At 65.9% G+C, this 23,394-nt stretch carries 17 protein-coding genes, 1 tRNA gene and 1 pseudogene; 9 read left to right on the top strand and 10 right to left on the bottom strand.

Features of this window, described 5'->3' with window-relative positions:
• Positions 1-127 precede the first annotated feature (127 nt).
• From VF697_RS43115 to VF697_RS43100, 4 genes are all read left to right on the top strand, one after another.
• Positions 128-1,351 (top strand): ceramide glucosyltransferase, encoded by a 1,224-nt coding sequence (locus tag VF697_RS43115; protein WP_331104595.1) that lies wholly within the window; start codon positions 128-130, stop codon positions 1,349-1,351.
• Positions 1,352-1,439: 88 nt separating this feature from the next.
• The gene (locus VF697_RS43110) at positions 1,440-2,273 is read left to right on the top strand and encodes a metallophosphoesterase (RefSeq protein ID WP_331104576.1); all 834 of its coding nucleotides are present in this window, start codon (positions 1,440-1,442) and stop codon (positions 2,271-2,273) included.
• Positions 2,274-2,368: 95 nt separating this feature from the next.
• Positions 2,369-2,749: a response regulator gene (locus VF697_RS43105; RefSeq protein ID WP_331104574.1), complete on the top strand. Its 381-nt coding sequence runs from the start codon at positions 2,369-2,371 to the stop codon at positions 2,747-2,749.
• A 136-nt stretch (positions 2,750-2,885) separates the two neighbouring features.
• Positions 2,886-4,163: a hemolysin family protein gene (locus VF697_RS43100; RefSeq protein WP_331104593.1), complete on the top strand. Its 1,278-nt coding sequence runs from the start codon at positions 2,886-2,888 to the stop codon at positions 4,161-4,163.
• Between the two features lie 45 nt (positions 4,164-4,208).
• Here VF697_RS43100 and VF697_RS43095 read toward each other — a convergent pair.
• A tRNA-Arg gene (locus tag VF697_RS43095) sits at positions 4,209-4,282 on the bottom strand.
• Between the two features lie 444 nt (positions 4,283-4,726).
• On the opposite strand from VF697_RS43095, the gene VF697_RS43090 reads away from it, so the two are divergent.
• Complete coding sequence (locus tag VF697_RS43090) at positions 4,727-6,343, top strand: hypothetical protein (RefSeq protein ID WP_331104572.1); 1,617 nt, start codon at positions 4,727-4,729, stop codon at positions 6,341-6,343.
• On the top strand, positions 6,336-8,864 hold the full coding sequence (locus VF697_RS43085) for a hypothetical protein (protein WP_331104571.1): 2,529 nt from the start codon (positions 6,336-6,338) through the stop codon (positions 8,862-8,864). The genes VF697_RS43090 and VF697_RS43085 overlap by 8 nt, the downstream gene beginning before the upstream one ends.
• Before the next feature lie 378 nt (positions 8,865-9,242).
• Here VF697_RS43085 and VF697_RS43080 read toward each other — a convergent pair whose 3' ends face one another.
• From VF697_RS43080 to VF697_RS43050, 8 genes are all read right to left on the bottom strand, one after another.
• Positions 9,243-10,346, bottom strand: a complete 1,104-nt coding sequence (locus VF697_RS43080) for a hypothetical protein (RefSeq protein WP_331104570.1) — start codon at positions 10,344-10,346, stop codon at positions 9,243-9,245.
• A gap of 425 nt (positions 10,347-10,771) precedes the next feature.
• Entirely contained in the window at positions 10,772-12,382 is a 1,611-nt protein-coding gene (locus VF697_RS43075) for a sigma-54-dependent transcriptional regulator (protein ID WP_331104568.1), read from the bottom strand.
• Positions 12,379-13,782: a phospholipase D-like domain-containing protein gene (locus VF697_RS43070; protein ID WP_331104566.1), complete on the bottom strand. Its 1,404-nt coding sequence runs from the start codon at positions 13,780-13,782 to the stop codon at positions 12,379-12,381. The genes VF697_RS43075 and VF697_RS43070 overlap by 4 nt, the downstream gene beginning before the upstream one ends.
• A 119-nt stretch (positions 13,783-13,901) precedes the next feature.
• Positions 13,902-15,083 (bottom strand): hypothetical protein, encoded by a 1,182-nt coding sequence (locus VF697_RS43065; RefSeq protein ID WP_331104564.1) that lies wholly within the window; start codon positions 15,081-15,083, stop codon positions 13,902-13,904.
• Positions 15,080-17,758 carry an AAA domain-containing protein gene (locus tag VF697_RS43060; protein WP_331104562.1) on the bottom strand — a complete coding sequence of 893 codons (2,679 nt, stop codon included), beginning with the start codon at positions 17,756-17,758 and terminating at the stop codon, positions 15,080-15,082. The genes VF697_RS43065 and VF697_RS43060 overlap by 4 nt, the downstream gene beginning before the upstream one ends.
• A 1,382-nt stretch (positions 17,759-19,140) precedes the next feature.
• A complete protein-coding gene (locus tag VF697_RS43055) occupies positions 19,141-19,881 on the bottom strand; it encodes a hypothetical protein (protein WP_331104560.1) in 741 nt (246 codons plus the stop codon).
• Between the two features lie 337 nt (positions 19,882-20,218).
• Positions 20,219-20,374 (bottom strand): phospholipase D-like domain-containing protein, encoded by a 156-nt coding sequence (locus VF697_RS43665; RefSeq protein WP_414641475.1) that lies wholly within the window; start codon positions 20,372-20,374, stop codon positions 20,219-20,221.
• A gap of 10 nt (positions 20,375-20,384) precedes the next feature.
• Positions 20,385-21,458: a hypothetical protein gene (locus tag VF697_RS43050; RefSeq protein ID WP_331104558.1), complete on the bottom strand. Its 1,074-nt coding sequence runs from the start codon at positions 21,456-21,458 to the stop codon at positions 20,385-20,387.
• A 212-nt stretch (positions 21,459-21,670) separates the two neighbouring features.
• Here VF697_RS43050 and VF697_RS43660 point away from each other — a divergent pair, with 212 nt between their 5' ends.
• Complete coding sequence (locus tag VF697_RS43660) at positions 21,671-21,949, top strand: transposase (protein ID WP_414641474.1); 279 nt, start codon at positions 21,671-21,673, stop codon at positions 21,947-21,949.
• 521 nt (positions 21,950-22,470) lie between these two features.
• Complete coding sequence (locus tag VF697_RS43045) at positions 22,471-22,848, top strand: helix-turn-helix transcriptional regulator (RefSeq protein ID WP_331104556.1); 378 nt, start codon at positions 22,471-22,473, stop codon at positions 22,846-22,848.
• Here VF697_RS43045 and VF697_RS43040 read toward each other — a convergent pair.
• The gene (locus tag VF697_RS43040; RefSeq protein ID WP_331104554.1) at positions 22,845-23,027 is read right to left on the bottom strand and encodes a hypothetical protein; all 183 of its coding nucleotides are present in this window, start codon (positions 23,025-23,027) and stop codon (positions 22,845-22,847) included. The genes VF697_RS43045 and VF697_RS43040 overlap by 4 nt on opposite strands.
• Positions 23,028-23,149: 122 nt before the next feature.
• Between VF697_RS43040 and VF697_RS43035 the strand changes: the two are divergent.
• Positions 23,150-23,394, top strand: a pseudogene (locus tag VF697_RS43035) (hypothetical protein); the annotation flags it as partial.

The raw sequence follows: 23,394 nt of genomic DNA, 5'->3' as shown, positions 1-23,394 counted from the left end.
TCACCGTCCCGTCTCCGAGAGTTCTCTCGGGCGACGCGGGGGCTTCAGGAGGACGTAACACGGTGCTCGTAGCCTCCCGGGCAGGACGCGCGATGAACGCGCTCCTGCTCAGGAGAACGCCGTGCCCCTGCCCCACGCGCTCAGCCTCGCCCTCCTCGCCCTCGCCACCCTCGGCACCTTCGCCCTCGGGGTGCAGCTCTTCTTCGTGCTGCGCCACCGATGGACTTCGACCCGGCTCCAGGCGCCGGTGAGTGGCGGCGAGCCGGTGGGCATCTCCATCCTCAAGCCCCTGTGCGGCGTGGATGACGATCTGGAGGCCAACCTGGCGCGGTTCGCCACCCTCGGCTACCCGGAGTACGAGGTGGTGTTGGGAGTGAAGGACATGCGAGACCCGGCCTACGCGGTGGCACGCGAAGCGGTGGCGCGCTGGCCCCACGTCATGCGGCTGGAATTGCAGCACGGCGAGCCCGGCCTCAATCCCAAGGTGAACCAGCTCATCACCCTGGCGGCCGCGGCCCGGCACGACATCCTCGTCATCAGCGACTCCAACACGCGGGTGGGCCCGGACTACCTGGAGGAGATCGCCCGCACCTTCGAGGATCCGACGGTGGGCGTCATCTCGCACCCGGTGAGTGGCATCGGCGAGCAGACGCTGGGCTCGTTGATGGACAACCTGTACCAGTGCACCTCGGCGGGCGCGGGGCAGATCGCCGCCAAGCAGGCCGCGGATCAGGACATCGTCGTGGGCAAGTCCATGGCCATGCGCCGTGAGGACGTGGAGGCCCTGGGGGGCTTCTACTCGGTGCGCAACGTGCTGGCGGAGGACTACGTCATCGGTCGGTGGATGACGGGGCGGCTGGGCAAGCGGGCCGTGGTGGCGCGCGCCCCCGTCTACAACGTGTCGCGGGAGAAGAGTGTCCTGGCCTTCTTCAAGCGCTACGTGCGCTGGAGCATCATCCACCACACCTGCATCCCCACGCCGGTGTACCTGGCGCAGTCGCTGCTCAACCCGCTGCCGTGGGCGCTGCTCGGCGCGCTGCTGTCGCCGTCGGCCCTCTCCTTCGGAGGGGTGGGCGCGGTGGCCGTGGCGAAGCTGCTCCACGACGTGACTGTCTTCAACGCGCTGCGGCCAGGACAGACCGCCTCGTGGCTGACGGTGCCGGCGGTGCTGCTCAAGGACGTGCTGCTCTTCGCGGCGTGGACGAATGGACTCTTCGCGCGCTCGGTGGACTGGCGCGGCAACAAGCTGCGCGTGCTGGCCGGCTCGCGGCTGGTGCCGCCCGCGCCCGCTGTGTCGGGAGGATTGTCCGCGACCCATCCCAAGCCTGCTGGGGAGCTGCTCGCCGGGTGACGTTCACAGGGACGTCACCGGACTCTTTCGCGGGATTTTCCAGGAAGCCATGGCCGTGTTTCGGTGAGTGAGTACCTCAGAAGTACCCATGCTCCCCCTCAAGCTGGCGCACCTGTCCGATATCCATCTGGACCTTACCCGCGAGAGTGACGCGACGGCCATCGCGCTCGTGGAGACCCTCCTCGCCGAGCGCGTGGACCATGTGGTGGTAACGGGAGACCTGACCCACCAGGGCAGCCGGAGCGAGTACCGTCGCTTCCGAGAGCTCTTCGCGCCCTTTCTCGACGCCGGGCGGCTCACCTTCATCCCCGGCAACCACGATCGCACCGGCGAGGACGCCGGCAGCCAGTGGATGAATGGCCAGAAGGTGCGGGTGGAGCGGCACGAGGGCCTCTACCTGGTGTGCCTGGACTCCACGGGCCCGCACAACCGCAACTACTTCGCCTGCCACGGCGAGCTGACGCGCGAGGTGCTGGACGAGGTGGACGAGGCCTTGTGCGCCGCGCCCACCGGCGTGCTCACCGCGGTGCTGGTACACCACCACGTGCTGCCACTGCCGGAGGAGAGCCTCCCCGAGCGGTTCGCCACGCACATGGGCTGGCCGCACGCCTCGGAGCTGGCGCTCGGCGCCGAGCTGGTCCGCCGGACCCAGGGTCGGTGCGATCTCATCCTCCACGGGCACCGGCACGTGCCGCGCGAGTTCGACCTGGGCCGCTTCCAGGGCCGAGGGCTGCGCATCTACAATTCGGGCAGCTCCATCGAGCTCGGCCGGTTCCGGATGTTCCAGCACGCGTCCGGTCGCCTGGTGGGCGAGCCCGAGTGGCAGCGGGCGGCGAGGGCCCCGGTGCGCAAGCGCTCGGCCCCGAATGTCATGCCCGCGCTGCAGTATCTGGCCAGCCAGCTCACGATGGCGCTGCTCTGAGCGGAAGTCCCCTCCCCTGCCCACCGAGCGAGCCTGTTGCTGGAATGAATGGCGCCTTTTTCTCGGAAGGTTGTACCCACGTACCAGGAGGTCACTTGGGTCGAAGGGCATCGGAGGACGACGCGCGCAAGGTACTGGTCGTTGATGACGACGCGGACTGGCGGGAGTTCCTCAGATTGTGTCTCGAGGATTTGGGCTACCAGACCATCGAGGCCGCGAATGGTCAGGAGGCCCTGGACTCGCTAGCCCGGCAACGCTGCGGCGTGATGCTGCTGGACCTCAACATGCCCGGGATGAACGGCTTCGAGGTACTGGAGCGGATGCCTCGCAACGGCAGCCCGCCCCGCGTGGTGTTCCTCACCTCCGCGGCGGCCCAGGACGTGGGCGGTGCGCTCCGTTCCGGACCGCACTACTACCTGCCCAAGGGCGCCAGCCGGGATCAGCTCTCGCTCCTGCTCCAGTCGCTGGACGCCTGACGGGCCACCGCGACACGAGCACCCAGCGCCTCGAGCGGACACTCGCGAAGCTTCGAGGCGCTCGGGCTGGCGGGGGTTGCTATAGAGGGTGCTTGGAGGACAAGCAGCCATCGCGACCGAATTCGTCATCATCCTGCTGCTGATCCTGGCCAACGGGGTCTTCTCGGGGGCCGAGCTGGCCCTGCTGTCGGTGCGCAAGACACGACTGCGGGAGCTGCTCGACGAGGGCAGCACCTCCGCCCGGGCGGTGCAGGCGCTGAGGGACGATCCCGAGCGCTTCCTGGCGACGGTGCAGATCGGCATCACCGTGGTGGGAGCCAGCGCGGCGGCCTTCGGCGGAGCCTCCATCGCCCAGCGCCTGGCGCCGGTCCTCACCCGGCTGGGGCTCCAGGCGGGGCTGGCGGACCAGGTGGCCTTCGCGCTGGTGGTGGGGCTGGTGTCCTATCTCTCGCTGGTGCTGGGCGAGCTGGTGCCCAAGTCCCTGGCCCTGCGCTTCTCCGAGGGCTATGCGCTGTTCATCGCCCGCCCGCTGCGAGGGCTCTCCTGGCTGATGAAGCCCCTGGTCTGGTTTCTCACCGCCAGCTCCAACGTCCTGCTGCGCTTCTTCGGGGACCGGACCACCTTCACCGAGTCGCGCCTGTCGCCGGACGAGCTGCAGCAACTGGTGGAGGAGGCGGCGAAGTCGGGCTCGTTGGATCCCCGGACCGGGGAGATCGCTTCTCGTGCGTTCGAGCTGGGCAACATCCCGCTGTCGGCGGTGATGGTGCCACGCAGCCGCATGGTGGCGTTGCGCCGGCACGCGAGCGCGGAGGAGATCAAGCAGGTGCTTTTGGAGCACGGGCACTCGCGGATGCCGGTGTACGAGGGGTCGCTCGACAATATCGTGGGCTACGTCATCGCGAAGGACCTGCTGGGGGTGGCCTGGGAGGGCCAGCTCATCGTGCTGGAGGACGTGATGCGCTCGCCCTGGTTCGCCTTCGAGTCGATGCGGGCCATCGACGCCTTGAAGGAGCTACAGCGGAGGCGGATGCAGCTGGGCATCGTGGTGGACGAGCGGGGGGGCGTGGCGGGGCTGGTGACGGTGGAGGACCTGGTCGAGGAGCTGGTGGGCAACATCTCCAGCGAGTTCGAGAAGCCCGAGGAGCCCATCCAGCGGGAGAGCCCCACCACGGCGGTGGTGCAGGGCACGGCGGCGATCCGGGACGTGAACCGGGAGCTGGGGCTGGAGCTGGAGGAGGGCCAGGGCTGGTCCACGGTAGGAGGCCTGTGCGCGGTGCAATCCGGAGCCATCCCCGAGAAGGGGGCGAAGCTGACACTGGAGGACGGGACGGTGCTGGAGGTGCTCGACGCGAGTCCGCGCCGGGTGCGCTCGGTGCGCATCCACCTGTCCCCCCGGAAGACGCCCGAGGGCTGAAAAACAGAGAGGGCCGGGAACCCGAAGGCTCCCGACCCTCACATGCGCGCGATGCAGGAGTCGAACCTGCGGCCTTTGGCTCCGGAGGCCAACGCTCTATCCAGCTGAGCTAATCGCGCAAGCGGCAACAGCGGGTGGGTAAGTAACCGACTTCCCCCGGCGACGCAAGCACGCATTCTGCGAACATCGCCCGAGGCGGACAACCATCCCCCCTGGAGAGGGCCCACTGTTGGATACCCACCTGACCGCCCGCCAGGGGAGCGGGATGCACGAGCCGGGGATCGAACCCTAGGCAGGGCGGTAGGAAACCTCAAGCAGGACGCGCCCTTACCCGCTACCGCCCTGATTTTCCTCGGGTTCGTCATCCCGTCTCGTGCCGTGTCATACCCCCTGGTTCCCTCTGAATCCGCGCTGGAGGGGCACACTGGGGGCACATGAAAACCGCTCACTCTGAGCCTGACGCTGCACCCCATAGGTAGGCACTTCGCGCGTCGCCAAGCACGTTGGCCAGCCCCCAGCCGCTCCACGACGGGTGTGGTGCCGGACGAGAGTATGCTCGCTGTATGCGGATCGACACCCAGTGGGTTCGGCTGGCTGCGGACAAGCGGGGGGAGGATCACCTAGCCGTCCAGGCGCCTTCGGTTGCGCTCTACAGCCAGCTCCTGCCCGGCATCAGCAACGTCACGGATCGGGCTCGCTATTACAGCTTCTATCCGTGGCTTCTCTGGAACCTGAAGAGGCGGCCCAGCTTGGCGCTCACACCGCTCCAGGTTGTCCGGCGCGGCGAGTGCCTCTTCACCCTTATCGCTTCACGCCACGCGGAAAAGCTGAGCCAGGACGAGGCGCTCCACGGCGTGGCCATGGTGGGCCGCAACACGCTGATGGCTCCCCAACGGGAGTTGGAGTCCGGTGGCCACCTGGATCTCCTCCCATACGCGGCGCTCGAGGGCGAGCACCCGAAGCGCTACTTCAAGAACCGCTACGGGGGGCTCGGCCAGTACTACCTGGGCCCGCTCCGGGAACTCGGCGTCCTCGCCGGGGACTCCAGCAAGGGCCCGCAGTTCACGACCGAACGGGGGGGGCCGCTGGCGGAGAACATGGAGGCGGGGGCGGACTCGAACGCGTTCTTTTCCGTGCTGGAGGCCGGGTCCGTGGATGAGGCCACCCTGGACGCGTTGGCCGACTTCTGCCCCTGCCGCCTGCCAGCGAGCACCCGTGAGCATACGGCCCTCCTGGAGCTCTTCTTCGATCGGAAACAGGTCCATGGGGAGACGGGCCGGTGGCGCAGGAACAGCCTCGCCCTGCTCCTGGATTTGCTGAGCCAACTCCAGCCGAAGGAAAACCCGCAGGCGTTGTTTCGCGCGGCTGTCTACGCGGGCTCGGTACATGACGGGAAGACGTGGAGCCTGCCTCAAGAGCTGGAGGCCACCCGCCAAGCATGGGCCGTGTACCAGCGAAGCGAGTTGCTCTCCGTCGCGGTCCAGGGGGTGTTCTGGGTGGCCCTGCGGTTGGTGGGAAAGGGAATGCGTGTTCAGGGGAGCGCAGCAGTGGCGCAGCGCGTCCGTGAGCTCGCCCGAGAAGTGCTCGAAGCGCGAGCCTCCCTCCCGTTCAGCCAGGCCGTGGCAGCAAAGAGGTTGGAGCTGCCCGATCTGGTGGACTGGCGCGCAACCGAGCACGAGCAGTCACTTGCCACGGCGATGGAAGACGCGGTCCGGCGTGGTGAAACCGAGAAGGTCCTCGCACAGTCGCTCCAGGTGATGGTGGCGTTGGCCACTCGGGACGAGAGCCACGGCGATCCGTACCGCGGCTTCCTTCCGAGCGACTACTTCCGGGCGTACGGCATCAACCTGTGGGAGTTCCGGAGGTGTGCACGCGAGGTCTGGAGCTCACTGTCGCTTGAGGAACTGGCTGGGTGGCTCGCAGCACGCTGGGGTGTCGAAACACACCTCCGGGTGGCCTTGCGCAAGCTGCACCAGGACTCGCAGGACACATTCCTGGTGCGCCCCATGGACGGAGCGCTGCACGTCGTCTCGGAGGCGCCTCCGCCGGGCTTCACATCACCGCGTCTGAGGACCGCGCTCCGCATGTTGATCGATCTCGGCCTCGTCGCCCTGGGTGAGCACGGCTCGCTCTCCGTCACACCGGATGGCCAGAAGATGCTGGAGGAGTTGCATGGCTGAGAAGAAAAAGGGGGTGTCTCTGCTGGAAGTCCTTGAAGAGGGCGCATACGAAGCCGCTCTTCTCACCACGTACAACAGCTACCTACCGTTTTTCGAGGAGGTGGTGCTGCGCCGCATCACCGCGCGTGGGTGCCGCCACGTGGTCCTAGCCATGGACGCTCGACAGTTGGGCCAGGAGCTGGCGTCCCCCGAGCGGCGCCCGCGACGAGCGGGCAGCACGTATTCACTGGTGCCGGTGGCCGAGGGGGGCGCCTTCCATCCGAAGCTCCTGCTGCTCGCGGGCAACAAAGCGGGGCGGTTGCTGGTGGGCAGCCACAATCTCACCTACGCCGGGTATGGCCGCAATCACGAGCTGACCAATGTTCTCGAGATCGAGGGTGCAAGGGATCGCGTGGGCACTGCGGCCTTCCGTGAGGCGTTGGACTTCGTGACTGCCTGGACGGCCACCCAGGCGGAGCCCCTCCGAGACGCGGTGAAGGCGCTGCACGGTTTCGCGCCGTGGTTGGGCGGACCGGTTCCCCTGGACATGCCCGTGCGCTTCGTCGGGTCCCGACCCGAGGGTGCGTCGCTTTGGGATCGGGTACGGCCCTTGCTGCCAGGGGGTGTTCGGCGCATCACCGTCGTCGGCCCGTTCTTCGACCAGAAGCTGGCCTTCCTGCGCCGCCTAAAGGCGGACTTTCCGGCGGCGGAGCTGGTCGTGGGGGTCGTACCGGACGAGGTTGAAATCGACGGGACCACTGCGGATGCACTCGTGGGCGTCAGGTTCGTGGACGCGTCGGAACTGGATGGTGCCACGGGCGAGCGGCGTTACCTGCACGCCAAGGCACTCCTGTTCGAAACGAGCGATGGCGCCGTTCTCATCACCGGCAGCGCCAATCCCAGCGCCGCCGCATGGCTCGCGGCGCCCGGGCAGCGGAACGCGGAGGCGGTCATCGTCCGGACAGGCGCATCCGCCGAAGCGTTGGACGAACAGCTCGGGTTGAGGGCCCTGGCGGAGGCAGTGTCCGTGGCGGGGCGGTGGAAGCCAGTGGATCAGGACTCCGACACGGAGCCAGACAGGCCAGAGCAGGTTGAGGTGCCTGCGGCGGTATGCTTCGTGGAGACGCCGGAGGGGTTCGAAGTCGAGCAGGAGCGGCTGGGCACGGAGCCCATCACGGCGATGGAATTGCTGGATGCGCATGGAAACTCGCGCGCCGTCTTCCAGCCGACCCCCGATGCAGCAGGGCGGATCCGGATCGAGGACTCCACGCTGCGCGAAGCGGTGGACCTGATCCGGATCGTGTACGGAGATGGCCGGAGCCGCTGGGGTATCGTGCACCGGACTGCGAAGCTCCGGGAACTCGCGGTATCGAACCGGCAACGGCAGTTCCGCGAGGCGTTGGGGTCACTCGGAGGAGGAGATCCGACGCAGATCGAGAAACTGCTCGCGCTGGTGGAACGCGTCATCTTCGATGGGCAACCCGAGGCCGAGCAGGTGCGGGCCGGGACGGCGGGAACCGTGAAGCAGGAGGCGGCCGCCGCGGAGACCGTGCCGCTGGAAGTCAGCCTCAGCGCCACGCAGGAGCGGCGGGCGCGCCGGTGGTGCAGCAACGAATTGTCGGTGCTCCTGGACGCGCTGTTGCGAAAGCTCAGCCAGGGGCTCGCCTCGGCGGAGGGTCCCAGCGCGCCGCAGCGGAGCGACGAGTCGCTCATTGGTACCGAGGACGAGGAACTAACTATCCAGCTCCAGGTCGATGTCCACGCGCTGGCGCTGGCGTGCAGGAGGAAGACTCGAGCTTTGTTCCGCAAGCTGGGGAAGCAACTGGAAAACGCCCAGAAGGATGCGAATCCCGTGGCGACCACGGCCATTCTCCAGACTTCGGCTGTGCTCGGGCTCATCCAGGCTCTGCGGCAGGCGGAGACGAATGACACTTGGCGTCCCGTAGCGGAAAAGCTGGTGGACGCCGAGGCGCAGGAGGAGTTCCTGCCCAAGCTCCTCCAGACGCTGCTGGGGCCTGGGCGTCTCATCCTGCGAGCCGTGAAGGAACAGGAGGGCACTCCGTTCGAGGACCTGTCGGTGCTGCGTGAACGACTGGGGTGGCTCGCATGGGACCTCGGGATGGACGTGTGGCCGAGGGAGGCGACCGAGGAGGCGGCGCACCAGGTCGCGCGGCTCGCTCCGGTGGCACTCGAACTGGCCATGGACGAGCGCGCGGTGAGCGGGCTGGCGGAGAAGCTGGGGGACACGCCACGCCGTGGTGTGGAGCACGGGCTCTGGTTGGAGCGGGTCGTGGCCTGGGGAACATTGATCGCCCGAGCCAGCCCGGTTCCGGCATCGGACTCGAGGTCCGGATCCACCTCGGGTCTCCGCCTGGGCGCACTGGTGATAGCGGGGAGTCGCGTCTTCGTGACGCTCAGCGTGCGCGAGGGAAAGGCAAAACTGGCGGCTTCTACCGATCCGGAAGATATCAGCACCTTCCTCATCCGGGCGGTAACGGTGGTGCATCCATCATCCGAGAAACGGCTGATCCGCTCAGCGTGAGACAGAACTGAAAAACCTTCCATTCGTCATTAAGATTTGGAGGCCCCAGTGCTCTGGGTAGTACTCGGACCGGTATTTACCCCCTTCAGGGAGGTTGGGTAAGTGCCCGGAGGGCGATGCCCATGGCGTGCATGACAACTCCGGCAACCTGACGGCGAGCAAGAGACAAACAGGATCCCTGTGCATCTGGGGCTGCGGCGAGAGCGTCGCAGCAGTCCGGCCCATTCCAGCTGCTGGGGACGCTTGCGCTTCGCCCTCTCCCCGTGTCTTCTGCTGGCTCGGTGGACTCCTCCTCAGGGCAGGCGGGCGCCGAAGGGAGTGCCCATACGGGTGGCCATCGCCGCGATCGCGTGCGCGGGTCACTGCGCGCGTAACAGGCTAAGCGACGATTCCGCCCCGAACGACCCAGCTCATGGCCCACTGGGGAAACCTCGACCAGCTGTGCCTCCCGTTCTTTCTCCAGTCCTCGTCCTGCTCGATGGGGAAGAAACTGTGGACGTCCTGCACCTGGCAACGAAACACCAAGTCGATGCGGCGGGGATCGCTCCCGGTTCCTTCATTGAAGACCGTGAACTCGATCCATGCATCCGGCGCGAGCCCGTCGAGCTCGGCTTTCCTGAACTCAAGCCGGGACTTTCGGGAAAGGACCCGCGCTCCGTCCACGCCCGCCGCAGCAGGGGCCGGTGGGATGATCCTGCGTCGACGCACCGGACGTTCCCTCGCCTCTTCCGCACGTCGCTCACCGTCGAGCACGATCTCGAAGCGCTCACCCTTGGGAACGTACTGATAGCCCCGCTCACGGGCCCGGAATTCCTCATCCGTGAGCTTGTGGCTACCGTACCGCAGGTAATCGTCCGTGAGTTCCTGGAAGACGTGGATGAGATGGGCCTTGTCGAGCTTCGTGAGGATGTAACCTTCGAGCAGGTCCCCTTGCTCGGTCCGCCGATCCGTCCCCGGCTTTCGCTCACGCACCGTGCCCCATGTCACCAGGTCCATCAGCTCCTCGGCCATCACCCTGCGGCCGGGCGACAAGCCGCGATAGGCATCAAGGCCCACCACCCTCTCCCAAAGCCAGCGGTTCACGCGCGCGACAGATACCGGTCCCGCATCCGTAAGGCCGGAAATCAGACAGGCCGCGTTTCTGTCAGTGCGGATCCCGAAGTGCCCGTGCACGAGCTCCTCGATCCGCTCCGCCTCTTCCTTCGAGCCGACCTCAATGAACGCGTATTCGTTCGGCCTTCCGAGGACCCGCTCTCCAAAGGCGCAGATGAAGGCCTTGCTGTGGCGCTTCGCCAGCGCACTGCGCATGCAGCTCCGCATCCTCTCATCGCTACCGTGCCCGATCTGGAGCACCTCGGGACCGTTGAAGACGACGTAGACATGGAAGCCGGTTGCTGGAGCGTCCTCGATCCGTTGAATCCTCTTCACGGAGCCGTGCTCGGAAAGGACGGCCAGAACCTTCGCGGCGAAGTCGATGGGCACAGAGAGAACCTCTCACGTGGTTTTAATCCGGTTCTCCGGGCTCGGCAATCCGTGGCTTCTATCGCCCCGGTCTCCGCCTCTGCCCGCGCGCGGCGAGAGAAGCGCTTGGCTGTTCGGCATCCTGCGCGCGGCTCGGTTCGCGGAGCCGAATGCTGCACGTGCACCGCGAGGACGCCGGTACACGCTCCTGCAGCCCGGGCCCATCTCGCCCTCGTCCATCTCACCCCACTCGAAGGGCGCGCTCGCGACCATCCTGGCCCGGCTGCTGCCCCGTCCATAGCCTGCTTGTACTACAATCGTAATTCGGAAGAGACCGGATCGGGCATTCTGTTGAGGTGACAGGAGAGGAAGGACGGAGACTTCCCATAGAAAGGCAAGCAGCCGAGGAGGGCTAGGCGCCGGAGGTGCAGTGACCAGCCCATTACTCAATTGCCTTCATTCTTTCTCCTCTCCTCCCCCAGATCTTTCCTTTGCCAATCGCGGAGAGTCTCCCGCTTTACACCAAGCAGACGGGCCGCCTGGCTCTGGTTGCCATCTGCCGCAGCGAGGGCGGCATCCACCCATCGGTGACGGTAGGAGCACAGGTGCGCCTCAAGTCCCCCAGGGAGGGGGAGCCGCGCCCTCAATTCCGCAATGCTCGGCAGCCCCTTGGGCGCCAACGGCTGCTCGGCGAGGCTGTTCAGGGCATTGCGAATAGCGATGGTAGGCGATTCGCGGGCGTTCAGTGCCGCCAGCAGATGGAACGCCACCCGCTGGAGGTCGCGAAGGTTTCCAGGCAACACGTGGCTCGCAAGTGCCTCGAGCAGAACCTCGTTGTCGGCGAAGTCTCCCCAGCCCTCCACGAGGGTGCCCACGAGTCGGGCGGTCCTCCCGAGTACACTCCGCCACAGGTCGGGAATATCCTCTCGGCACTCCCTCAGAGGCGGCACGCGAAGTGTGAAGACGGCAATCCGGTCGAAGAAATCCGGATCGAGCACGCCTCCGATGAGTTCCTCGAGGGGGCGGTTGGTCGCCGAGACGAGGCGGAAGCTGGAGTGACGGCGCTGATTGTCGCCGAGTCGGTGGAAACCCCGGCCCTCGACGGCCGCCATGAGCAGTCGCTGCGTATCATGGTCGATATCGGCGATTTCATCGAGAAACAGCGTGTCGCCGTCCGCGTCCTCGAGCAGACCCTTGCGATCGGCCGTGGCCCCCGTGAAGGCACCGCCCTTGTGGCCGAAGAGCTCAGAGCGGGCCAGCTCCCGATTCACGCGGAACTGCCCGCAGACAACGACGGGCCACTCCCCATCTCCATGCTTCTGGAAGGGGCTCATGGCTCGCAGGAAGTTCGCCAGCGTCGTCTTACCCGTCCCCCTCTCGCCCATCAGCAGGACCGGAGCGCGCAGGGGTGCCCACCGCACGAGCTGTTCGAGCGCTTCGCGCAAGGGCCTGCTGCGTGCGCGGGCCGGGTCCCAGAGCTGTCCATCGTCCTCCATTCCGGTGGCTTTTGGCCGTGCTCGTCGGTAGCGATGCAGCCAGGTATCGAGCGTGAAACGGACTTCCTGGACGGGGGGCTGCCCCGCCGCGCGGCCTCGCTCGTCGGCGGTCTGGATGAGCGTAACGGGCCCGTCGATGAAACTCGTCGTCCCAAGGACCAGCCACACGGCATGCATGGCGGGAGTCCCGGGCGAGACCAGGATGTAGACATGTGCGCTCGGGTGCCGGTCCCGAACCTTGCGTAGTACCCGTTCGGCGAATGGCCGGATGGCGGCATGGTCCGTAGGCGGGTCTGCGGTCTTCCAGGCCACCTCCTCCACCACGGGACAGGCCGAGCCGAGCCGCCGAAGTAGCTGCTCCCGCGTCTCTCTCAGCGCCAGGAGATCCCGATTGTCCTCGGGCGATGCGCCATCACGCCAGCAGAGGTAGATCGTGCCTACCCGGTTTCGCAGCGGACTCTTGGGGTCATCCAAGGCCGTGAGGAAGGGGGCCCCGCGGTGATTGACGCTGACCCATGAGAGCAGGACGGCTTCGTTCGAGGATTTGCTCGACAAGCTCATCGCACCACCACCGTCGCATCCAGCTCACCCGCCAGTCGCCGCGCGGGCTCGAACTCCTCGGGCGTCTGGACGGCGACGTAGAGCTTGCCACCATGTTCAAAGACTGGGGGCTCGTAAGACTCCTGGACCTCCACGGCGCGGAGCTTGCCGTTTTTGCCGGGCTCCTCTCGCCGCACGAGGCGGCGGCGCTCCTTCGCCTTCTCGGGCAGCCGGGGGGGACGCACCTCCCACTCGAAACGGAGCCGCTTCGGGAGACGCTGCCCGGGCTCGGGTGCCTTCAGGCTCGGAGTCGGAGCCATCGTGAGGTCGAGCGCGCTGGGGGCCACCACGGGAGCGAGGGGAACGGACTGTTCCGGAATGACTTCCCTAAGACCTTCGCCTTGCCTTCGGTCGGCAATCCAGATTTCTCCGAGGTGGTCTCCTCGGCGTGCCGAGGGGGAGAAGGTCCAGGGAAAGTCTTCCGCCCACTCCTGCAGGGTGCTGCGGAGCGCACTCGCGGCAGTAGCCTCCAAGTGCACTCCCACCTCGAACCCATGCTCGAGCCCCTGGGCCTCAAGGTTCGCCGTGAGGACCAAGGCACCCGCATCGGAGACCACGGCCTTGGCGTGCAGCTTGTCATGGGCAGCGATCCGGGCACCGGCCGCGGCCAGCGCGGCGATGGCGGGGAGCACAGCGGGCCGAGGCCGCGTCAGCACCGTCACCGGCACGCCGCCGCGGGCCTTGTCCGCGAGGGCCTGTACCACTGGGTAGCCGGCCTCGAGTCCGTAGCTGCTCACCAGCACTTCCCGGCGTGCGGTCCGGATGAGCCGGAGCACCTCCTCCCGGAGGAACTGGTGCATACGCGTCGTGACGAACACGCCTGCCTGCGTGGGCTCCCGAGGGAGCGTGGGCGGCTGCTCGACTCCGGCGAGACGTCCCTTGGTGACCAGCTCGCGCTCCGCCTCCCGCCAGAACACCCAGGAGAACCAGCCCGCCAGGCCCTTGGCCCACTCGGGGCTCACCGCCAGCCCGAGTTCAACGGACTTCTGGAGCGCCAAGTTGAAGTTGGCCGTGGACACCCAGCCTCTCGCGGCGCCCGCCGGGTCCACGACGAGGAACTTGGCATGGAAGTGCTCAGCGCTGCGTAGCAGGACCTTGCCGGCCAACCTGTCCAACAACCGCTTGTGCTGATCGACCATACCCATTTCGAAGGCATCGTCTTCCTTGGGCAGGGTGGCCAGCCGGTGCTCAGAAGCTGTGAGCGCGTAGACGCGCACACCTCGGTGGGCGGCGCGCTCCATGGCCTCGGCGATCTGCTCATCCGCTAGCAGGAACGATGCCAGAAGCACCACTTCCCGGGCGCTGTCGATGGCGGCGAGCAGCGTCTGTCGGAAGGAGCCCGTGGGTCCAACCCGGAACAAGCCGGGAGCGGGGGTCTCCGAAGTATCGGGCCGCGTGGGAGCACGTCGCAGCCACGAGGGCGGCAGGCGTTCATCTTCGAGGGAGAGGACGTGAGAGAGTCGAAGGGGAGCAATCATGGTCAGCTCCAGAGTCCGAGGTCAGCGGGGGCGAGCAGGAATCGGGCACGGGGCTCCATGGGAGCGCGGAGGGCCCGGTTCAACAGCGCCGAGGAGTTGGGGAGACGAGGCCGGTGGTAGGGGAAACGGCGGGTGAGTTCCTCCGCCATCTTCGTGAGCCAAGCTGGGGTGGCGTAGCGGTCGAGGGCATCCCACTGGAGCCACTCCGCCCAGGCCTGGGCATCGGCATCCGAACGGGGGACAACCTGGACGTCTCCGAGGCGCGTTGCATCGAAGCGCCCCAGAGGATTCATGTTGGTGGGCGGCACGTCCACGTCCAGCCGCATCGTCCGCCGGGACAGCTCGCGCAGCCCGTCATCGAAGGCGACGGGCAGCACCCGGTGCCCAGCGAGATCGTGCCAGCGGGCCAGCTCCGCGGCCTGTACGCCGCGCGCGGCGATGAGGAGTGCCCGCCACACCCCATCGTATGGGATGGAGGCACATGCGGCTGGGGTTCCGGCCCGGTGGTCCACCCTGCTCCGTGCATCCTGGCCATCTTGCGGAAGCTGGCCCCGGAGGATGAGCTGGGGCGGTGAGGCCTCAGGCCACTCAAGGATGAGCCGAAGCGTGCCGGAGGGGCCGGACTCGCCGCGCCGGGCGATGTGCCGCAGCTCGAAGCCTTTCCCAGTCGCGATGGACGTGAGGAAGCGCCGGACGAGTGCCGGCTGGGCGAGTGCGCCAGGAAGAGGTGCGCCCGGGGTAGGACGGCTCGCGCCCTCCCGCTTCGCCTCATACAAGGCGTTGCGCTCATCCTTCGCGGTCTGCGCTTCCAGTCGCGCTACATGCACCAGCGAGACGTCGACGAGCGGATCCTCGACCAGGTAGAAGCGCCAGACGCCCTCCTCCGGGACGAGGACCGCCCCCTGCTCGAGCGCCCGCGCTCCACTCTCGGACAGCACCGCGGGCCCGCGGTCCCCCTGCTGCTCCAACAGGCCCAGAGCCACGCACCGGTCGAGGACACGCCAGCCGGTCTGCTCCGGGAGCCCGCCCAGCAACTCGCGGGCAATGGTGCGGCCATCCACAGGCCGGCGCAGATCCGCCGCGAGGCGTGCAACAGCCAGGAACTCGGGCCGGTCCCGGCCCACGGCCACGGTGGCCTCGACGTCGAAGGTACGGACATCAATGTTTCTCTCGAGCCGGATCATTCCTGTTCCTCCCAACCAATGTCGGTGACGTAGTGGGGTGAGGTCGCGAGCGAGCGGAGCAGTTCCACCGGGCAGCGCTCGGAAGCAAACCAGGTGCGGTGGCCGATAAGCACGAGCTGGTAGCGTGCCCGCGTGAGCGCGACGTTGAGCCGGTTGGGGCTGTCCAGAAACCCCACCGAGCCGCTCTTGACAAAGGACAGCAGGACGAGATCCGCCTCCTGCCCCTGGAAGCGGTCCACCGTCGCGAGGCTCACCTGCACAGCCTCCTCCGCTTGGGGCAGGTGGAAGTTGTGGGTATTGCCGCCCTGTCCGGGAAGCTTGCGAAGGGCATCGCGCAGAGCGGATTCCTGGCCTCGGTAGAAGGTCAGAATCGCCACCTCCCAGGGGCGCGGACGTCCTTGCTTGTCACGCCGGGGATTGCCGCGCGCCCACTCGACGAAGGCCGCCAATTCTCCAAGGACCTTCTGGACCTCGGACGGGTTCTCGTTGGGCTTGCGGCGCGCCAGGGCGTTGCGCCGCCCTGGAGCCGGAGCCACGTCCAGCCAGAGGGCACGCCGGGCGTAGCGCCGGTAGGACCAAGCGCGTTCCGCCTCCAGAGACGTGGCGTCCTGAAGCAACACCCGGGGCCCGAGCTGGTCCCGGGGCTCGTCGATCCTGAACATCTCCGCGTAGGAGTTTTCAAAATCATCGAGAGGAGGCTGCGGCTCGGCGCCCTGGCTGTAGAAGTGCTCTCGCGAGAAGGCCGAGATGTGCGGATGCATCCGGTATTGGAATCGCAAGGAGACCAGCCGCTGGGCCAGGTGCTCCCGAGGCAATCCCGCCGTGAGGGCCACATCGTTGCGCCAGCCAGCCAATCGCTCGAAGCCCTTCTGCAACAATTCAAGGATGGAGGGCAGGGCGACCCGCCGGATGTTGCGCAGATCGCGCTCCAGACGCTCACCCGCCTTGTCATCCAGCGACGCGGGTTGCAGTTCCTCAAGCTCGCCGAGGTAGCGTTGCCGCCGGTCCGCGCTCTGGCGCAGTTCGTGCGACCGCACCAGACGCCAGGCGACTTCAGAGGCCCAGTCCACGGGCCTCTCGGCCACTTCCGTCTTCAGGGCCAGGCGGTGAGCCTCCCAGTCGGGCAGAGCCGGTAGCGCGCCCCCCGTTGCCCCAAGGTCCCCAGGGAGGCGGTGCTCGAAGGCGCGGAGGGTCTCGGGCGAGCCGAACACCAGCTCCGCGTACAGCAGGCCCGGGATGGCACCCGGGCAGTGGCGGAGCGCCGTCCGGGGAGCGCTATCGAGGTCGACATGCGCGACATCCCGCGCTTCGGCCTCAATGGCCAGGAGCTCAGCCTCTTTGGCGGAGTGGACTGCGATGAGCCCCGGCTGGCGGGCCCTGCCTCTCCGCGAGGCGAGAAAAGCGTGAGCGGCGGCGCGCGCCTCGGGCTCGGGGAGCAGTCCGCGCACGTTCTCCGCGAGGTTGGACTCCTCGACATAGGGCGAAAGCTGGTGCACATCGCCGACGATGATCCACTTGCGCGCGTGGAGCGCGGGCACGAGGAACTCGGTGAAGGTCGTCTTCGAGGCCTCGTCGAGAATCATCACATCGAAGGGCTCGAAGGGCTCGCCCTGGCGGCTTGCTTGCTGGATGGCGGGGTGCTTGAGAATGCCAATCGTCGTTCCACAGACGAGGTTGGCGGACTCGAGCAGCAGCCGTGTGATGGGGGGAGCTTCCCCAGGCCTGGGATGGTTCAACGCCTCCTGGAGCATGTGCCGGGCAGCGCTTCCCTCCGGCTCGACGCCCGCGCCAGGAGTATCCAAGAAGTCGAGCAGCTCGTCGCGCCACGTACGAAGCAACCGCTGGTACGTCCAGGGAATGACGGACTCAGCCCGGATGCGGTCCTCCTCACCTATCCGCACGGGGAGCAGCGGCTTCTCGGTAAGGGTGTCCTGCCACTCCAGCAGGCGCTCCAGCACGTTATCTACGGCGACATGCGTGGAGGCGACCAGCAGCACCCGCTGTCCTTGCCGCGCGAGCTGGACGATGAGCTCGCAAATGGCCGTCGTCTTGCCAGACCCCGGCGGTCCCTCCAGCAAGGCAAAATCCGGTGTGCCTCGCGCGACCCGGACGAATTGACGTTGCTCTTGAGTGCCATCTCGAAGCGGTGCGCCTGGCACCGGGGCACGGAGGAAAATCCATTCCTCCTCTCCGATGTCCACTGGCCGGACGGACTCCCAGGAGGGGCGCGTGGAAACGAGGCGCGTGAGGGATGCGAGGCGGGGCGCCGGTCGGTTGTCGAGGTTTTGCAACACCCGGAGTTGGCACTGGAGGGTATGGGTATTGGGACGCAACCAGAGCAGCGGTCCCCAGGGATGCGAGAGTGAGGGGGGAGGCGGCTCCTCCTCCCCCTCCCCGTCCGGTTCTACGAGCGGGGGCAGCGCGTCGACGAGCAGTGCACGGCCCTCGCGGTCGTATTCACGAATCTCGGTGAACCCATCCCGCGGGCAGTCAGGGTCCGCGTATGCCTCCTTCGCCTCGAAGAAGGCATCGAAGGTCTCGTCGGGCTCCTCGGGCCTCCACGGAGGTGCTTCGAGCACGAGCCACACCCCCGTGGGGAGCGCAGACAGGTGCCTCTCGCGCCGCTTCTGAGCCTGGCTGGCCCGTCGCGCCTGCCGCTCATAACGGGCCTTCATTCGTGCATGAAACGTCCGCTGTTCCTCTTGCACCGCAGCGCGCCAAGCGAGGACCGGCTTGTTGCGGTTGGCGGAATTGAGCGCGGTGCGGAGGTAGTCGTGATAGGGCCTTAACTGGGCGCCTGTCTCGCGCATGGCGGCATCCCAGGTGCCGACCCCAGGCAACGACATGTAATAGAGGCGAGCCATCTGCTCCTCGTGGTAGGTGACCATGCTCCCTGAGCAGCAGGAGCCGTGCTAGCCGCGAGGCCCAGGCCAAGTACCCGGAATTCCTACGATCTTCACGAGGTGCCCCCCTGGAGTTGGCGGAAAACCGCCAAGTGATGGCGACAATACGCCAACCCACTTACGAACGCACCCGAAACGCTCACGCAACTTCCGAGGCTTGCCTTCCGTGGGGCGCCTCCAGGCGGTGGAGCATTGAGCCAGCCCATGCACACTCCAATGCCCGTCTCTGCCCTCGCCCACCCACTCTCCAAGTAAGTTCTTCCGGTTACCCCGACACACTCTGAGAAGAGGAAGATCATGAAGAAGGTTGCAAGTGTCCTCGTGAGCTGGGACGGATTCCGCGACCCAGCGGCGCAAGACGACCGGAGGAGCTTTGCAGCGGATATCGCAACGTACTGCTACCAGCAGCGCGCCGAGGTCGTGCTCCTCCCAGCTGGCTATTTGCTCGCGACGAGCGATACCGAGTCGACCGTGAGGAAGGAGGCAGAGGCTCTCGCACGGCGTTTCAAGGGCATGTCACTCGCGGCGGGAATTGATTCACGCAGCGCGGCGAAACTGGGGCACTCGAAGTCCGATAGCAGGCAGCTTCTGGATGATTGGACTCGGAAGGGCACACTTCCCTTCTGGGTTTTCGCCAGCAATCCGGCAGGGATAGTTCTCGATATGTTCCGTCAGCGGAGCTCGACCTCACAAAATGCCGGGATGATGCCAACCCCTACTGTGACAGCAAAACAGAAACGGACGGTCCATTGCTCGGGGCTGAACTGCTACCTGCTGGCATGTGGAGAGCTGTTCAACTCACATCTTCGTGGGGTTCTCGGAGGTCAGCACGGTATAGACCTCATCGTCCACTTGGCCCATGGGGGCCTCGGTCGAACGCTCCCCACGACATTTCCGAAGCTCGCGCGCGCGTCAGGTGCATGGATTATCAACGCGCAGCACACAAGTAACGGATGGTGCTGGGCAGGAAGCCCCGCCGGGTCGGTGCAAAAAGTTTCAGGCTCCCTGATTCGTGCGAGTTCGGGCTCGTCAGGGCTATGGGCTCAGATCGCTTTCTGGAACGTTCCATAAGAACCCCCAACAAAAGTCAGGCTTGAGGGGCCTTCCCCCTCAAACGAACGCTCCAGTCCTTACTTTTCGTTAGGCGCTCAAGTTCACTGCCAAGCGCAAGCCCATGTTGTCATAAGCTTCGCTCTTAACCGCTCGTCTTCGTTGTACATCCACCCGGAAGGGTGATGCGTCGGAGCGATCTGCCCCGCATATCCAAGTCGGCACAAGAAGGTGTAAACATTAGGCTTTAGTGCATCTGTGCAGCCATTGAGTATGATTCCGGGCTGATATTCCCACACTCTTTCCGCAAAATGGTGTCGAACAAAACCTAGATGCCAAAGCTCCAGCCAGATACGATCTCGAATTTTCGTACGAAGCTTATCTACCTTCAAGAGGCGGGCCAGTGAGGCTTGCCACGGTATAGGGTTACACAGCGTTACATCTACATCTGTTAAATTTGGCAGGTTCCAGTGGTCAGCGACAGCCGCCAAGACCAGGGAGAGGTATCTCAACCGCCATCTCTGGCCGGTTAGAGGCTCCAGCGGAATCATCGTCCCGCTCATGACGTCGTAGTCGTATTCTTCACTGTGAGGTGACTCAAGCAGCAACAATATGCCCCCGAGCCGGGGCTTTCTGTTTACCTGCTCCAGGTTTCCATTTTTGAAATTGAACGTGATGTCGTCTAACTTTGCCTGCGTACAAAACTGGGTCTTGGGGATATTTATTGCGCCCTCAGGCGTGTGGTAACTCTCATGAATCCACCGTAGCCACCCGCGGTATGGGTCATTGAAACGGCGTTTACGCTTCCGGTGGTTCAATTCAACACTGAATGAGATTTCTGTCACGTCTGCATCCTCCAAAGTATTGTTCGCCTGCCGTCACTATCGGTAACGAGCAGGAATTCTGCCAAAGAGCAACTTCTTTAGGTCCGGCCAGTTTCAGGCGTTCCCATGTTTCAGGCGTTCCCATTGGGATAACGGACCCCGTCCAGCTTGGCCGCATAATAACTCCTAACAAAATTCAGGCTTCGGCGGCCTTTCCCCTCGGACGAACGCTCCAGTCCTTACTTTTTAGGCGCTCTAAGGTGTTGGGACTGCGACCGCAGGAGCCTGCGGATCTCCAATGAGACTGTCCCAACCACTCCCAAGCGCGCGTGGAATCGCTCCGAATCGTCGGCCGAAGTCACGAGACCCGGGTGAACCATTCTCCAGCGACGAACTGGGCCTCGAGCACTGCCGCCAATCGGGCATCTTCGAGCAACACGCCCACCTCGACGTTCCGAGTCTGGCCACGATCGGTGAAGTTCGCGGACGTCACGAAGACCCAGCGCCCGTCCACCACGACACACTTACTCGATTTTTCGTAGCTCCCGCTCTCGCTCCTCCGGACTCTTCTTTTGCCACTCCAGCACTGACCGGTTGAGCTCGTCGACCTTCTCCTGCGGCAGATCGCCGAAGCGCTGGATCTGCAGCGGGCCCTTCACCTCGCCCCTGTCAATCATCGCTGCCAGCTCGTCGATCGTCACCCGCTTGGCCTTAGCCGCGCTATCGCTCGGCTTCGATTCCTTCGAGTCGGACTGGCTCGGCGATGTGCTCTCCTGCTTGCTTTCCGGCTTCTTTCCTTGCGGCGAGGTCGACACGATCTGCCTCCTCTCGACGCTCGCGACGGAGCGCCAGTCGCCACCCGCCTCGAAGCACTCGATGCGCCAGAGGAGAGCCGGAGTGAGCGCATTAATCTGCGTCTCAAAGATGGAGCGCAGCTCCGTCTCCTGTTGCAGTCGCCCCACGACGCGGGCGAGGAACTTGGAGTACTCACTCACGAGGGAGGCATGATGCCGCTGGACAGCCGCTGCCACCTCCGGGTTCTTGTGGGGAGCGGGTGCCGTGAGGTCCGTCAGCGAGATCTGGCGAGGCGGGCAAGGACTCTCGCCCATCGACTCAGCCAACTCGCTCCGGGTTTTCTCGATGACGACCCTGAGCTTGGCGTGCTCGGCATCGTACATAGCGCGACGGTCTTCGCTCAGGGACATCCGGTACCGGTCCGCCGACAGGCGCTCCTCGGAGCCCTTCAGGACGGACCGGATCCGATCGCGCTCAATGTCGCATCCCAGCTGGAGTTCGATGGTCGCTTTTTGTATCTCGTGCTTCAGCGAAACAGTTTCATGCAGTTCTTCGACGGCCTTGTTCATCTCGTCGAGGACCGAAAGGACGCTCCCCATCGGTTCGGGCGGATGGGCCGGCTTCCCCTTGTCCGGAGCGACGGCGGAGGGCACAAGAAAACCGTAGGTGACCCATACAACGGCCAACTGGAGCGCGATGAGCGGCGGCCAGAACAGGTTGATGATTGACAGGGCAGTCCAGACCAGGGCGGCCCCGAGCAAGCGCCGAGGGGCAACGAGTCGAACCAGGATCAAGGAAGCCACGATAGCCAACTGGTACCCGAGTATCCCCACATGTCACCCCAGTCTCGTCCGCCAATCTGCCCGCATCATGGTCCGCGTCGGTCGAACGTGTCCACGGAGACGAGCCTCGCGACAACGGAGGATAGGCCCTCAAGCACCGTTCATAGTCATTCCTCCTCCCGCCCCTCTCTCGCACGCTCTTCAACGCGCTTCGCACCCGTGCGCGGAGCCCGGTGCTTCCCGCCCGTGAGTGCGGCGCGGTCAGCTTCGTCCAACGCTTCGGCTCGGCCCTCCAGCTCAACGTCCACTTCCACGTGCTCGTCCCCGAAAGCCTCTTCGCCGACGGCGGCACCTTCCACCCGTTGCCTCCGTCCGAGGACGCCGACGTCGAGTCGCTGCTGGAGACCTTCCTCCGCTCCCTCAAGCGGGGACGGAGGCGGGCCCACAGAAGGAGAGCCTCTCCTTGGCCGCGACGGTGGAGGAGCCGAGGAAGGAGAGGACGCCGCGAGTAGACTGGGCCGAGCTGCTCAGAAGGACGTTCGACTTCGACGTGTTCGTCTGCGTGAGGTGTGGAGGCCAGCGCCGGGGGCTGGTGTACCTGACGGCCCTGCCTCAATGGTCCCCCAAAAATTCAAGGCCCCCTAACCCCTGGGGCCATCTCGAAGATGGAGGGGACCCACTTGAAATTGGACCCGTGAGAAGGAAACCCCTGTCCCCCAGGGGCGGGGGTCTTGCTCGGATTCGGATAACCCTACCGATTGGCGAGGTGGCCGAGGGCGTTCGAAACCGCGGGAGGGCTGACAGAACGAAATCGGGAGCATCTCCCTACGAGCCGCAGCATCACGCGCAGCTCCTTGGCCTGGTCCTGCGCCTCGGGCTTGGGCGCAGCCACCTGGGCTCGCACCTGCCCGAGCTGCTCACCAGTCGAGCTCGAAGTTGTCATAGAGGGGGGAGCAGCCGCCATCAGGTAGGTCCCCGTCACGTGTTGATGTTGATCGTCGCGGTCCCCTTCCTGTTGCGGTAGACGCACACCATGGACGAGAAGCTGCGACACGCGCTGGGGGACGCGGCCCGGGCTGCTCGCCTGCGGCTGGGCCTCACGCAGGCGGAGGTGGCCAAGAAGGTGCGCCTGAAGCCCGGCGTCTACGGCCGGGTCGAGCGGGGCGCGATGGTGCCCAGCGTGCCCACGCTGCGGCGCATCTGCGAGACCCTGGCCATCTCCTCGGACTTGCTCCTGTCCCTGGGGACTCAGGCCCACGAGGCAACGGTGCCGACCCCTCCGCTCGAGGCCGGTGAGCACCCGGAGCTCAGCCGCATCATCCACATCTTGCAGGGGTGGCCGCCGGAGAGGTTGGCGCTCCTGCGCAAGCTGCTGGAGACGGCCGGTACCCACCTCTCCGACGTGAGCTAACGGGCCTCGGGCTGCACGAGGCTGCGCGCCATGTAACCGCCAGCGCTGAGCTGCTTGTCGTCCAACTGGCGCAGGGTGCGCAGCAGGCGGCGCGGTCGCGACGACTCCTGCGAGGTGGGATCGGACCGTGCAAAGTGGCATGCGCTCTCCTTCTGCACCGGGGTGCATCGAGCTGCCAAGGCGACCCGTGCGGTTGGGTTGCGGACCCTACGACACGAGGCGCCTTTTGCCCGCGCTGTCCAGTCTGTCCGGATTTGTCAGGGCCACCCGATAGAGTGGGCGTCATCCATCGGAGGCGCTGATGACATCCACGCTGCTGGTGCTACTGCTCCTCGCGCAGGCGGAAGGGCCCGACAACCCGCCTGCTGGGGCAATGGAGCCACCGCTATCGGCTTCTTCGGCTGGGCGCCTGCACCACCTGGCGCGCCTGGAGGCCACCGGGTTGGCGCTGCTGCCGGGTGGCGGGACGGGCGGCGTGGAGCGCTATGTCCAACTGACCCCCATGCTGGTGCTGGACGGCGGCGAGGAGCTCGGCGTCAACCTGGG

Origin of the sequence: Archangium sp., from assembly GCF_036388035.1 — a bacterium.
In the GTDB taxonomy this organism is placed as follows: domain Bacteria; phylum Myxococcota; class Myxococcia; order Myxococcales; family Myxococcaceae; genus Archangium.
The sequence above is the reverse complement of the archived record's forward strand: the minus strand, read 5'-3'. Positions and strand labels throughout refer to the sequence as shown.